Raw genomic sequence first — 12974 nt, 5'->3', positions numbered from 1 at the left:
GATCGGGGTGGATCCGGCACGGCGCTGCGGTCCGACCGGGGGGTCGGGCGCCCGTACCCACCTCTCGATTCTGTCCGCGGTCCGCGACTTCAGCCACCGCCTGTGGACAACACCCGGGCAACAGCACCCGCACAATACGACATATAGGTCATATTTACGCCTAGTCTGACATTGCGCTGTCCTCAGCGGTTGCGCTTTCTGCTCTCATGGTCTTAGGGAAGGACGGCCACCTCTATGCCCGCAGACCTCGCCGTCATCGGACTCGGTCACCTCGGCCTGCCTCTCGCCCAAGCCGCCGTCGCCGCCGGTATCCACACCGTCGGCTACGACACCGACCCACACCCGTTCGCCGAGCTCTCCGCCGGCCGCACCCCCGTCGAAGGCGCCCTCACCGCCCCGGAGATCCGCCGGATGCTCTCGGGGGGCTTCCGGCCCACCACCGACCCGGCCGAGCTGGGCCGGGTCCGTACCGCGGTGATCTGCGCGCCCACCCCTCTCGGCGCCGACCGCACCATCGACCTCACCGCCGTCGGCGACGCCACCCGCGCCCTCGCCGCCGGACTCCGCCCGCACACCACGGTCCTGCTGGAATCGGCCGTGCCCCCCGGCACCACCGAGAGTTTCGTGCGCCCCCTCCTCGAAGAGGGCTCAGGACTGCGCGCCGGACGCGACTTCCACCTCGCCTGCTCCCCCAGCCGTCTCGACCCGGGCAACCGCGCCCACGTCTACGCCAACACCCCCAAGGTCATCGGCGGCCTCACCCCCGCCTGCACCGAATCGGCCGCCGCGTTCTACGGCCGGCTCACCGACAAGGTCGTACGCGCCCGCGGGCCGCGCGAGGCCGAGATGACGAAGGTTCTGGAGACCAACTTCCGGCACGTCAACATCGCCCTGGTGAACGAGATGGCGGTGCTCTGCCACGACCTCGGTGTCGACCTCTGGGACGTCATCCGGTGCGCCGAGACCAAGCCGTTCGGCTTCGAGCCATTCCGCCCGGGCCCCGGCGTCGGAGGTCACTGCGCCCCCGTGGACCCGGGCTACCTCCCGTACAACAGCCGCACCCCCGGCCACCCGCTGCGGATGGTCTCGCTCGCCCAGGAGATCAACGACCGGATGCCGAGCTACGTGATCCAGCGCTGCGCCACCCTGCTGAACGAACACGGCAAGTCCGTCCGCGGCGCCAGGGTCCTGCTCCTCGGCGTCACCTACAAGCCGGACCTCGCCGACCAGGAGGCGTCCCCCGCCCGGGAGATCGCGACGCGGCTGATGGACATGGGCGCGCAGATCGGCTACCACGACCCGCACGTCCTGGACTGGCGCGTACGCGAACTGCCCGTCCCGCGCGCGGACTCGCTGTACGAGGCGGCGGCGAGCGCGGACCTGACGCTGCTGCTGCAGCACCACCGTACGTACGACCTCCAGGGCCTCGCCGTGAAGGCCCAACTCCTTCTGGACACCCGCGGCGCCACCCCGGCCGGAGCCGCACACCGGTTGTGAGCGCAGTTCCCCCAAGGATTCCGGTGGGCGATGTCACAGGCGGCTGCTAGCCTGCGGCGTCACTTCTCACACAGTCGTGCGCTCCGTCCCAGGGGGGATACCACCATGAGTCAGCCCGTGCCGCCGCCGAACCAGTCGCAGCAGCCGTACGACGCCCAGCCCGGCGGCGGCAATCCGTTCGCCGGCCAGCAGCCGGGCCAGCCCGGTCAGCCCGGCGTCCCGACCGGCAACCCGTTCGCGGGTCAGCAGCCCGGCCAGTTCGGCGGCGTGCCGTTCGCACCGGCCGCTCCTGCCCGCAACAACATCGCTCTGGGTGCGGTCACCGCCGTGATCACGGCAATCGTCACGGCGGTGATCTACGGCGTCATCGCCGGTGCGATCGAGCGCGATGTCGGCTACATCGCCATCGGTGTCGGCTTCCTGGTCGGCTTCGCCGCGGGCAAGGTCGGCGGCAGCAACCCGGTCCTGCCGATCGTCAGCGCCGTCCTGTCGCTCGGTGCGGTCTACCTCGGCCAGCTCATCGGCATGGCCGTGATCGTGTCCGACAAGTTCAGCGTCTCGTTCACGGACGTCTTCTTCGACAAGTTCGGTCCGCTGACCGACGCCTGGAGCGAGGCCGCGGGCTTCAAGACGTACCTGTTCATCGCCATCGCCGCCTTCGCCGCCTATGGCGGTGCCAAGAAGGCGAGCGACTGACCGCACGCATACGGGAGGGCCCGGACCGCACGAGCGGTCCGGGCCCTCCCGTATGTCCGGGAACAATCAGCGGCGGTGCTGCGAGTCCGCCACCGTCACCTCGACGCGCTGGAACTCCTTGAGGTCGCTGTACCCCGTCGTCGCCATCGCCCGGCGCAGCGCACCGAAGATGTTCATCGAACCGTCAGGGGTGTGCGAGGGGCCGGTGAGGACCTCCTCCGTCGTGCCGACGGAGCCCAGGTCGACCAGCTTGCCGCGCGGCACGTCCTCGTGGACGGCCTCCATGCCCCAGTGCCGGCCGCGGCCGGGCGCGTCCGTCGCGCGGGCCAGCGGGGAACCCATCATCACGGCGTCCGCACCGCAGGCGATGGCCTTCGGCAGGTCGCCGGACCAGCCGACGCCGCCGTCCGCGATCACGTGCACGTACCGGCCGCCGGACTCGTCCATGTAGTCGCGGCGGGCCCCGGCCACATCGGCGACCGCGGTCGCCATCGGGACCTGGATGCCGAAGACGTTGCGCGTGGTGTGCGCGGCGCCGCCGCCGAAGCCGACGAGGACACCGGCCGCGCCGGTCCGCATCAGGTGCAGGGCCGCGGTGTACGTGGCGCAGCCGCCGACGATGACCGGGACGTCCAGCTCGTAGATGAACTGCTTGAGGTTGAGCGGCTCGGCCGCGCCCGAGACGTGCTCGGCGGAGACCGTCGTACCGCGGATGACGAAGATGTCCACACCCGCGTCGACGACGGCCTTGGAGAACTGCGCGGTGCGCTGCGGCGAGAGCGCAGCGGCGGTGACGACACCGGAGTCGCGCACCTCCTTGATGCGCTGCCCGATCAGCTCCTCCTGGATCGGAGCCGCGTAGATCTCCTGGAGGCGGCGGGTCGCCGACTCCACAGGCATCTCGGCGATCTCGTCGAGGAGCGGCTGCGGGTCGGCGTGCCGGGTCCACAGGCCCTCGAGGTTGAGGACGCCGAGGCCGCCCAGCTCGCCGATCCTGATCGCGGTCTGCGGGGAGACCACGGAGTCCATGGGTGCGGCCAGGAACGGCAGCTCGAACCGGTAGGCGTCGATCTGCCAGGCGATCGAGACCTCCTTCGGGTCGCGGGTGCGACGACTCGGAACGACGGCGATGTCGTCGAATGCGTACGCCCTGCGGCCGCGCTTGCCGCGCCCGATCTCGATCTCAGTCACGATGGTGTGGCCTTTCCCTCTACGTCTGCGTTCCCAGTATCCCCGACACACGGCTGAGGGGCGGCCCCGGTACGCCCGGACCGCCCCTCACCTGTGGTGATGCGTTACTTCCTGCTGTAGTTCGGCGCCTCGACCGTCATCTGGATGTCGTGCGGGTGGCTCTCCTTGAGCCCCGCCGAGGTGATCCGTACGAACCGGCCGTTGGCCTGGAGCTCCGGGACGGTGCGGCCGCCGACGTAGAACATCGACTGGCGCAGACCGCCGGTGAGCTGGTGGACGACCGCGGAGAGCGGGCCGCGGTACGGGACCTGGCCCTCGATGCCCTCGGGGACGAGCTTCTCGTCGGAGGCGACGCCCTCCTGGAAGTAGCGGTCCTTGGAGAACGACTTGCGGTCGCCACGGGTCTGCATCGCGGCGAGCGAACCCATGCCGCGGTACGACTTGAACTGCTTGCCGTTGATGAAGAGCAGCTCGCCCGGGGACTCCTCACAGCCCGCAAGCAGCGAGCCGAGCATCACGGTGTCCGCACCGGCCACGAGAGCCTTGGCGATGTCGCCGGAGTACTGCAGGCCGCCGTCGCCGATGACCGGGACACCGGCCGCCTTGGCGGCGAGCGAGGCCTCGTAGATCGCCGTGACCTGCGGCACGCCGATACCGGCGACGACGCGGGTGGTGCAGATGGAACCGGGGCCGACGCCGACCTTGATGCCGTCGACGCCCGCGTCGATCAGCGCCTGGGCGCCGTCACGGGTGGCGATGTTGCCGCCGATGACGTCGACGCCCGACGCGTTCGACTTGATCTTGGCGACCATGTCGGAGACGAGGCGGGAGTGGCCGTGCGCGGTGTCGACGACGATGAAGTCGGCGCCCGCCTCGACGAGTGCCTGGGCCCGCTCGAAGGCGTCGCCCGCGACGCCGACCGCGGCGCCGACCAGCAGCCGGCCTTCCTTGTCCTTCGCGGCGTTCGGGTACTTCTCGGCCTTGACGAAGTCCTTGACGGTGATGAGGCCCTTGAGGACCCCGGCGTCGTCGACCAGCGGAAGCTTCTCGATCTTGTGGCGGCGCAGCAGCTCCATGGCGTCCACGCCGGAGATGCCGACCTTGCCGGTGACGAGCGGCATCGGCGTCATGACCTCGCGCACCTGGCGTGAACGGTCGGACTCGAAGGCCATGTCACGGTTGGTGACGATGCCGAGGAGCTTGCCCGCGGCGTCGGTGACCGGCACGCCGCTGATGCGGAACTTGGCGCACAGCTCGTCGGCGTCACGCAGGGTCGCGTCCGGGTGCACCGTGATCGGGTCGGTGACCATCCCGGACTCGGAGCGCTTCACCAGGTCGACCTGGTTGGCCTGGTCGGCGATGGAGAGATTGCGGTGCAGCACACCGGCGCCGCCCTGCCGGGCCATGGCGATCGCCATGCGGGCTTCGGTGACCTTGTCCATCGCTGCGGAGAGCAGCGGGATGTTCACCCGTACGTTCCTGGAGATGTACGAGGAGGTGTCGATCTGATCGGGCGCCATGTCGGACGCGCCGGGCAGCAGCAGCACGTCGTCGTATGTCAGCCCGAGCGTCGCGAATTTCTCGGGCACTCCGTCGACGTTTGCAGTCATGACACCTTCCCCAAATGGCCTTGATCGGTGCGGATGTCCATGCTAACGGCCCCCCGGGGCGTCTCATTCCACGATCAAGATCACCTAGAGGTTCTGTAGCTTCGTACGGAACCTGCGTACGAGGAAATCCGACGCCGCTCTACTGCTCGGCAAGGGCGCGCAGCCTGCTCAGTGCGCGGTGCTGGGCGACCCGGACCGCGCCCGGCGACATGCCGAGCATCTGTCCGGTCTCCTCGGCGGTCAGACCGACCGCGACCCGCAGAACCAGCAGCTCACGCTGGTTCTCCGGGAGATTGGCGAGAAGCTTCTTGGCCCAGGCCGCGTCGCTGCTGAGCAGCGCACGCTCCTCGGGCCCGAGCGAATCGTCCGGCCGCTCCGGCATCTCGTCGGAGGGCACGGCGGTCGACCCCGGGTGCCGCATCGCGGCCCGCTGGAGATCGGCGACCTTGTGGCCGGCGATGGCGAAGACAAAAGCTTCGAAGGGCCTCCCGGTGTCCTTGTAGCGCGGCAACGCCATCAGCACTGCGACACAGACCTCCTGCGCCAGGTCCTCCACGAAGTGGCGAGCATCACCGGGCAACCGGTTCAGCCGGGACCTGCAGTAGCGCAGCGCGAGAGGGTGGACATGGGCCAGCAGATCATGGGTGGCCTGGGCGTCGCCGTCGACGGCACGGTGCACCAGAGCACCGATCACCGTCGTCTCATCGTCGCGCATCGGACCATGGTGCCTCGACGCCGCTTCATTCGCGGCACCGCGTCCGTAGTTGTGCACCGAAGCGTTATGAGCGGGTGCGCCGGAAGTCATGTCCTGCGCCCTCCCCTTCCGCTCGACCGAATCGTTCCCGAGGAACTCCACACCTCAAGGATGCGTCATCGGCCGGGAAGCGTCACATACCGAGGCCGCCGAGCAACCGATCGGTGTCCTGTCGCCCCCGTCACCCCGTCCGCCGAAGTGCGGACGGGGAAGCGGCCGGCTACCGGTCATGGCCGGTCATCAGCGGACCAGGCCCCAGCGGAAGCCGAGTGCGACGGCGTGCGCCCGGTCCGAGGCGCCGAGCTTCTTGAACAGCCGCCTGGCGTGCGTCTTCACCGTGTCCTCGGAGAGAAAGAGCTCGCGCCCGATCTCCGCGTTGGAACGGCCATGGCTCATCCCTTCGAGCACCTGGATCTCACGCGCAGTGAGCGTGGGCGCCGCACCCATCTCGGCGGACCGCAGCCGACGTGGGGCGAGCCGCCACGTCGGATCGGCCAGCGCCTGGGTGACGGTCGCCCGCAGCTCCGCGCGGGAGGCGTCCTTGTGCAGATATCCGCGGGCACCGGCGGCGACCGCGAGCGCGACACCGTCCAGGTCCTCCGCGACGGTCAGCATGATGATCCGGGCCCCGGGGTCGGCGGAGAGCAGCCGCCGGACCGTCTCCACACCTCCCAGACCGGGCATGCGTACGTCCATCAGAATCAGATCCGAACGGTCGGCTCCCCAGCGGCGGAGGACTTCCTCGCCGTTGGCCGCCGTCGTCACACGCTCGACGCCGGGCACGGTCGCAACCGCGCGACGGAGCGCCTCTCGGGCAAGCGGGGAGTCGTCGCAGACGAGGACGGATGTCATGACCGTCCTCCGCAGCTGATGCGCGTCACCTTGAGCCTCCAGGCTGTTACAAGTCGTCACCTGTGCGGTTGACGCTCTCGGACATCTGCCCGATCGCTTTTTCTGCCAACCGCCTCCGCACTCTCAACGATGGTCACTCGAAAGAGTTACGGGTCCGCGGGGCGGGTTCGGCACTCTACGTGAGGGACCGTGCACAGAGGAGAGCGGCGCGGATCGTCAAGCCGTCAACCGAACTTCACTTGAACGTATGCCCCATTTAGTCACTTTCCTTCCCTTTTGCTGGTGTCTATGGCTAGATTCGCAATCAGTCATATTTACATCTACTAGCACCATAGATGTACGGTCATGGGCACCGGTCCAACGACGAACGACAACGACGTTTCCGACCCACCATGGTTTCGAGGGGACAAGCAATGGCAGATTTCTCCCGCCTTCCCGGACCCAACGCCGATCTGTGGGACTGGCAGCTGCTGGCGGCCTGCCGTGGGGTCGACAGCTCGCTGTTCTTCCATCCGGAGGGTGAGCGCGGAGCAGCACGGAGCGCCCGCGAAAACTCGGCGAAAGAGGTCTGCATGCGATGCCCGGTACGCGCCGAGTGTGCGGCGCACGCCCTGGCGGTGCGCGAGCCCTACGGAGTGTGGGGCGGACTGACCGAGGACGAGCGCGAGGAGCTCATGGGACGGGCCCGCAACCGGCTGATCGCGGCGGCACCTACGGGGATGGCCGCCCCGTCCGGACACGGCTGATCCTTCCGCACCTTGCACAACAACGGAAGAAACGTTCCTGCACCGCATGCCTGCGGGGCGGGCCACCGGCATGTGCCGGCCCCGGTCTAGCGGGCAGCCGCCAGGGAGAGCTGGTCCAGAGTGGCCGCCACCGCAGGGACCTGGGCCAGATCGGGAAGAGTCAGCGCGACGATCTCGCGTTCGATCGCCGGCTCCACCGTCACGGTGCGAGCCCCCTTGGGGCGCACCGACTCGATCGCGAGTTCCGGCAGCACGGCCACTCCCAGACCGGCGCCGACCAGGCCGATCACCGCAGGGTAGTCGTCGGTCGCGAAGTCGATCCGGGGGATGAAGCCGGACTCCTCGCAGACCTCCACCAGCTGCCGACGGCAGCGCGGGCAGCCCGCGATCCAGGACTCGTCGGCCAGTTCACCGATCCCCACCGCGTCCGCACCGGCCAGCCGGTGCCCGTCGGGGACCAGGCCGATCAGCCTGTCGGTGAGCAGCGGGCGCACGACCAGGTCCTCCCACTCGCCACCCGCGGCGCCGTAGCGGAACGCCAGCGCGATGTCGCAGTCACCCTCCCTGAGCATCTCGACCGAGCGTGGCGGCTCCGCCTCGACCAGGGAGACCCTCGTCCCCGGATGGGCGGCGCGCAGGGCGGCCAGGGCCCCGGGAACCAGAGTGGAACTGCCACTGGGGAACGAGACGAGCCGGACCCGGCCGGCCCGCAGCCCTGCGATCGCGGCGACCTCCTCCTCGGCGGCGGTCAGCCCGGCGAGGATGCCGGACGCGTGACGTACCAGCGCCTCACCCGCCTGGGTGAGCCGCATCTCGCGGCCTGTGCGGATCAGCAGCGTGGTGCCGGCCGAGGACTCCAGGGCCTTCATCTGCTGGCTGACCGCGGGCTGGGTGCAGCCCAGTTCGCGCGCGGCGGCGGAGAACGAGCCGGTGGCGGCCACGGCGCGCAGGACACGGAGATGACGGGCTTCGATCACCCTTCAACCATAAGGTCAGCTTGGGACGCATGCGAATTATTCGCGTGCGGCTTTGAGGATGGAATCGCTAGCGTTCGCTGCATGGAACTGCTGACTGTGAATGCGGGACGGCCCGAGGCCGTCGACTACACCGACGCCGCCGGCGGAGTGACCGGGATCGGCAAGCAGCCGGCCGACGGCCCAGTGCGGGTCACCGATCCCGGCCCCAAGGGCAGCGGCGGCAGTGGGGTGGCCGGGGACGCGGTGTGCGATCTGCGCCATCACGGCGGCTCGGACCAGGCCGTGTACGCCGTCGCCCGCGAGGATCTCGACGCCTGGGAGCGTTCGCTCGGCCGCCCGCTGGCCAACGGCGCGTTCGGCGAGAACCTGACGACCGCCGGACTGGACGTGAGCGGCGCGAGGATCGGCGAGCGCTGGCGGATCGGACCCGATCTGGTCCTGGAGGTGACGTCGGGCCGCATTCCGTGCCGCACGTTCGCCGGCCACCTCGGAGAGCAGGGCTGGGTCAAGCGATTCACGGAGGCGGCCGCTCCGGGTGCCTACCTGCGGGTGATCGATCCGGGCGAGATCCGCGCCGGGGACCCGGTCGAGATCGTGCACCGGCCGGACCACGACGTCACCGTACGGATGGAGTTCCTGGCGGCGACGACGCGACGGGACCTGCTGCCGGAGCTGCTCACGGCCCGGGACGCACTGCATCCCGAGACGCTGCGCGCCGCCCTGAAGTACGTGGAGTCGCAGGCACCTGGCGAGTGATCAGTGCGGTGTGCGGGGCACTAACGTGCCGCGTATGACGACTGCATTGATTACGGGCGCGACCGCGGGAATCGGGGCTGCCTTCGCGCGGCGTCTCGCGGCCGACGGGCACAACCTGGTGCTGGTGGCGCGCAGCACCGAGCGGCTCCGGGAACAGGCCACCGAGCTGCACGACCGGCACGGCATCGAGGCCGAGGTGCTGACCGCCGACCTCTCCGAGGACGACGGGATCGCCTCGGTCGAGGCGCGGCTGACGAACCGCCGGCAGCCTGTCGATCTGCTGATCAACAATGCCGGGTTCGGCAACAAGGGCCGCTATCTGGATGTGTCGATGGCGGACGAGCTGAAGATGCTGAAGGTGCACTGCGAGGCGGTGCTGCGGCTGACCTCGGCTGCCGCGGCGGGGATGAAGGAACGCGGGCGGGGCGGGGTGGTCAATGTGGCCTCGGTGGCGGCGTTCGTACCGCGCGGGACGTACGGCGCGTCCAAGGCGTGGGTCGTTCAGTTCACCCAGGGCGCGGCGAAGGACCTGGCCGGTTCGGGGGTGCGGCTGATGGCGCTGTGCCCCGGCTTCGTACGGACCGAGTTCCATGAGCGCGCCGGGATGGGGACCGGCAACATCCCGGGCTGGCTGTGGCTCGACGCGGACAGGCTGGTCGCCTCGGCGCTGGCGGATCTGGCGCGCGGGAAGTCGGTGTCGATCCCGGACGCGCGGTACAAGGCGCTGATGGGGCTGGTGAAGGTGGCGCCGCGCGGCCTGCTCGGAGGGGTCACCTCCAAGACAGGCCGCAAGTACGGTCCTCAGTAGGGCGGTCGGACGGTGAGCGGATTAGACCGACCGGCAATTGGGGGGTGGGTGAAGGAGCGGGGCTGGGGTGCGTGCCTCGCAAGGCGGAGGATTGAGCCATGGTGATGGACGACAACGCCGCTAGGTGCGTGCCCCGGCCCCGTGACGCCGCCCCCCAATTGCCGGTCGGTCTTACTTGACGCCGCGGCCCGCGTACGCGCCGATGTCGGGGGCGCCGGGCTTCAGCTCGTTGCCGAACCAGTCCTTGCCGCCGTTGCTCTCGATGACGGCTCCGGCGGCCAGGGCGGACGAGCCGTCGCCGAGCCGGAAGTCGTCCCGCAGTTTCGGGTCCTCGGTGATGCCGCCGGGGTCGGGGCGGGTCGGGTTCTTGAACGCGTAGCCGCCGGTGCCCTCCCGAACTTCCGCCCGCGCTCTCGCCGTTGTACGAGCTGCCGAATGTGTTGCTCACTCCGCACATGGCGGGCTCGCTGGGCGATGAGCTGCACCGGATGGCCGACCAGGCACTCGACGAGATGGAGCGGTTCGCGTCCGGTCTGCCCTTCGCGGACCCCGTGCACGCCGGAAGCCTGCAGCACTCGGCCTGAGCCCCGAACGTCGAAAGCCCTCTGTCTCACTAAACTGGAAGGATCCCATCCAGACTGCAGGACCGGGAGACACCATGAGATTCGTACAAGTAATCGACTGCAAGACGGAGCGGTTCGACGACATGGACCGCCTCATGGACGAATGGGTCGAACAGACCAAGGGCACCCGGACGGCCACGCACAGCCTCATCGGCAAGGACCGCTCCGACGGGTCCCACTACGTCGAGATCGTCGAATTCCCTTCGTACGAAGATGCGATGGCGAACTCGAAGCTGCCGGAGACCGACCAGATCTTCCAGGAGCTGGTGGCGCTCTGCGACGGAATGCCCACCTTCACCGGCCTCGATGTGGTCCGTGACGAACAGTTGAACCAGACACTGTCGCGCCGGTTCTTCCACGAGATCGCTGTCGGGGGCAACCTCGAAGCCATCGACGAGGTGTTCGCGCCCGACTACATCGACCACGACGTCGCGAAGGGACAGGACACGGTGATCGGGTCCGGCTCCCTGAAGAACGAAGTGATCGGATGGCGCGCGGCCTTCGACTTCACCTTCAGCCTGGACCGGCAGGTCTGCGAGGGTGACGACGTCGTGACGCTGTGGACCTGGACCGGCACCCACGAGGGCGACTTCATGGGGATCGCCCCCACGGGCAGGCAGTGCACCATGACGGGCACCACGATCTTCCGGTTCAAGGACGGCAGGATCCAGGAAGGCTGGTGGCACGAGGATCTCCTCGGCCTGATGCGCCAGCTCGGCGCGCTCGACTGATCCAACGGCAAAGGACAGCCGAAGGCCCCCGTTCCCCTCGCTGAACAGCGGGAACGGGGGCCTTTTGCGGCGGTGAGCCGAGGTGGCAGCGCGTCAGTGCGAGTGACCGTGGCCGCCGTGACCGGCTTCGGCCTCTTCCTCGGCCGGCTTCTCGACGACCAGGGTCTCGGTCGTCAGCAGCAGCGACGCGATGGACGCGGCGTTCTCCAGCGCGGAGCGGGTGACCTTGACCGGGTCGATGACGCCGGCCTTCACCAGGTCGCCGTACTCGCCCGTCGCGGCGTTGAAGCCCTGGCCCTTGTCGAGCTCGGCGACCTTCGAGGTGATGACGTAGCCCTCGAGGCCGGCGTTCTCGGCGATCCAGCGCAGCGGCTCGACCGCGGCGCGGCGCACGACCGCGACACCGGTGGCCTCGTCGCCGGTCTTGTCGAGGTTGCCCTCGAGGACCTTGACGGCGTGGACCAGAGCGGAGCCACCACCGGAGACGATGCCCTCCTCGACCGCGGCGCGGGTCGCGGAGATGGCGTCCTCCAGACGGTGCTTCTTCTCCTTGAGCTCCACCTCGGTGGCGGCACCGACACGGATTACGCACACGCCGCCGGCCAGCTTCGCGAGGCGCTCCTGGAGCTTCTCGCGGTCCCAGTCGGAGTCGGTGGCGTCGATCTCGGCCTTGATCTGGTTGACCCGGCCCTTGACGTCGCCGGGCTCGCCGCCGCCGTCCACGATGGTCGTGTCGTCCTTGGAGACGGTGACACGGCGGGCGGTGCCCAGCACGTCCAGGCCGGCCTGGTCGAGCTTGAGGCCGACCTCCTCGGCGATGACGGTCGCACCGGTGAGGGTGGCGATGTCGCCGAGCATGGCCTTGCGGCGGTCACCGAAGCCCGGGGCCTTCACCGCGACGGCGTTGAAGGTGCCACGGATCTTGTTGACGACCAGGGTCGACAGGGCCTCGCCCTCGACGTCCTCGGCGATGATCAGCAGCGGCTTGGAGGCACCGGCCTGGATGACCTTCTCCAGCAACGGGAGCAGCTCCTGGATCGAGCCGATCTTGCCCTGGTGGATCAGGATGTACGGGTCGTCGAGGACGGCCTCCATACGCTCCTGGTCGGTCACCATGTACGGGGACAGGTAACCCTTGTCGAAGGCCATGCCCTCGGTGAACTCGAGGTCCAGACCGAAGGTGTTGGACTCCTCGACGGTGATGACACCGTCCTTGCCGACCTTGTCCATCGCGTCCGCGATGAGCTCGCCGACCTGCGAGTCCTGCGCGGAGAGCGCGGCCACGGCGGCAATGTCGGACTTGTCGTCGATCGGGCGGGCGGTCGCGAGGAGCTCCTCGGACACAGCCTTGACCGCGGCGTCGATGCCCTTCTTCAGGGCGGCCGGGGAAGCACCCGCGGCAACGTTGCGCAGGCCCTCGCGGACGAGCGCCTGGGCGAGCACGGTGGCGGTGGTGGTGCCGTCACCCGCTACGTCGTTGGTCTTGGTCGCCACCTCCTTCACCAGCTGGGCACCGAGGTTCTCGTACGGGTCGTCGAGCTCGACCTCGCGCGCGATGGTGACACCGTCGTTGGTGATGGTGGGAGCGCCGAACTTCTTGTCGATGACGACGTTGCGGCCCTTGGGGCCGATCGTCACCTTGACCGTGTCGGCAAGCTTGTTGACGCCGCGCTCAAGGGCGCGACGGGCGTCCTCGTCGAACTTCAGAATCTTCGCCATGGGAGCTGAACTGT

The 12974-nt window shown here is 69.0% G+C and carries 12 protein-coding genes and 1 pseudogene; 7 read left to right on the top strand and 6 right to left on the bottom strand.

Annotated elements, in window-relative coordinates; translation table 11 throughout:
* Positions 1 to 234: 234 nt before the first annotated feature.
* Both ACWD6R_RS07375 and ACWD6R_RS07370 read left to right on the top strand, forming a co-directional pair.
* Positions 235 to 1497: a nucleotide sugar dehydrogenase gene (locus ACWD6R_RS07375; protein ID WP_451817808.1), complete on the top strand. Its 1263-nt coding sequence runs from the start codon at positions 235 to 237 to the stop codon at positions 1495 to 1497.
* Positions 1498 to 1602: 105 nt separating this feature from the next.
* Positions 1603 to 2193, top strand: coding sequence for a hypothetical protein (locus ACWD6R_RS07370; protein ID WP_451817807.1), 591 nt, complete (start codon positions 1603 to 1605; stop codon positions 2191 to 2193).
* Positions 2194 to 2259: 66 nt separating this feature from the next.
* On the opposite strand, the gene ACWD6R_RS07365 is transcribed toward ACWD6R_RS07370, so the two are convergent.
* From ACWD6R_RS07365 to ACWD6R_RS07350, 4 genes are all read right to left on the bottom strand, one after another.
* Positions 2260 to 3384 carry a GuaB3 family IMP dehydrogenase-related protein gene (locus ACWD6R_RS07365; RefSeq protein ID WP_030914322.1) on the bottom strand — a complete coding sequence of 375 codons (1125 nt, stop codon included), beginning with the start codon at positions 3382 to 3384 and terminating at the stop codon, positions 2260 to 2262.
* A 104-nt stretch (positions 3385 to 3488) separates the two neighbouring features.
* Positions 3489 to 4994, bottom strand: a complete 1506-nt coding sequence (guaB, locus tag ACWD6R_RS07360; RefSeq protein ID WP_451817806.1) for an IMP dehydrogenase — start codon at positions 4992 to 4994, stop codon at positions 3489 to 3491.
* 139 nt (positions 4995 to 5133) lie between these two features.
* On the bottom strand, positions 5134 to 5709 hold the full coding sequence (locus ACWD6R_RS07355) for a sigma-70 family RNA polymerase sigma factor (RefSeq protein WP_030084428.1): 576 nt from the start codon (positions 5707 to 5709) through the stop codon (positions 5134 to 5136).
* 279 nt (positions 5710 to 5988) lie between these two features.
* Complete coding sequence (locus tag ACWD6R_RS07350; RefSeq protein WP_003948568.1) at positions 5989 to 6600, bottom strand: response regulator transcription factor; 612 nt, start codon at positions 6598 to 6600, stop codon at positions 5989 to 5991.
* A gap of 413 nt (positions 6601 to 7013) precedes the next feature.
* On the opposite strand from ACWD6R_RS07350, the gene ACWD6R_RS07345 reads away from it, so the two are divergent.
* On the top strand, positions 7014 to 7346 hold the full coding sequence (locus ACWD6R_RS07345) for a WhiB family transcriptional regulator (protein ID WP_358860549.1): 333 nt from the start codon (positions 7014 to 7016) through the stop codon (positions 7344 to 7346).
* Positions 7347 to 7432: 86 nt separating this feature from the next.
* On the opposite strand, the gene ACWD6R_RS07340 is transcribed toward ACWD6R_RS07345, so the two are convergent.
* Entirely contained in the window at positions 7433 to 8323 is an 891-nt protein-coding gene (locus tag ACWD6R_RS07340) for a LysR family transcriptional regulator (protein ID WP_451817805.1), read from the bottom strand.
* 81 nt (positions 8324 to 8404) lie between these two features.
* Here ACWD6R_RS07340 and ACWD6R_RS07335 point away from each other — a divergent pair, with 81 nt between their 5' ends.
* From ACWD6R_RS07335 to ACWD6R_RS07320, 4 genes and pseudogenes are all read left to right on the top strand, one after another.
* Positions 8405 to 9079 carry an MOSC domain-containing protein gene (locus ACWD6R_RS07335; RefSeq protein WP_451817804.1) on the top strand — a complete coding sequence of 225 codons (675 nt, stop codon included), beginning with the start codon at positions 8405 to 8407 and terminating at the stop codon, positions 9077 to 9079.
* Positions 9080 to 9113: 34 nt separating this feature from the next.
* Entirely contained in the window at positions 9114 to 9887 is a 774-nt protein-coding gene (locus ACWD6R_RS07330; protein WP_451817803.1) for an SDR family NAD(P)-dependent oxidoreductase, read from the top strand.
* 392 nt (positions 9888 to 10279) lie between these two features.
* Positions 10280 to 10471 (top strand): annotated as a pseudogene (locus ACWD6R_RS07325) (hydroxyacid dehydrogenase); the annotation flags it as partial.
* Positions 10472 to 10545: 74 nt separating this feature from the next.
* On the top strand, positions 10546 to 11241 hold the full coding sequence (locus tag ACWD6R_RS07320; protein WP_451817802.1) for an ester cyclase: 696 nt from the start codon (positions 10546 to 10548) through the stop codon (positions 11239 to 11241).
* A 93-nt stretch (positions 11242 to 11334) separates the two neighbouring features.
* Here ACWD6R_RS07320 and groL read toward each other — a convergent pair whose 3' ends face one another.
* Positions 11335 to 12960: a chaperonin GroEL gene (groL, locus tag ACWD6R_RS07315; protein ID WP_451817801.1), complete on the bottom strand. Its 1626-nt coding sequence runs from the start codon at positions 12958 to 12960 to the stop codon at positions 11335 to 11337.
* Positions 12961 to 12974: the final 14 nt, after the last annotated feature.

Source organism: Streptomyces sp. NPDC005151, from assembly GCF_053599875.1.
This window is presented reverse-complemented; position numbering and strand designations above follow the sequence as displayed.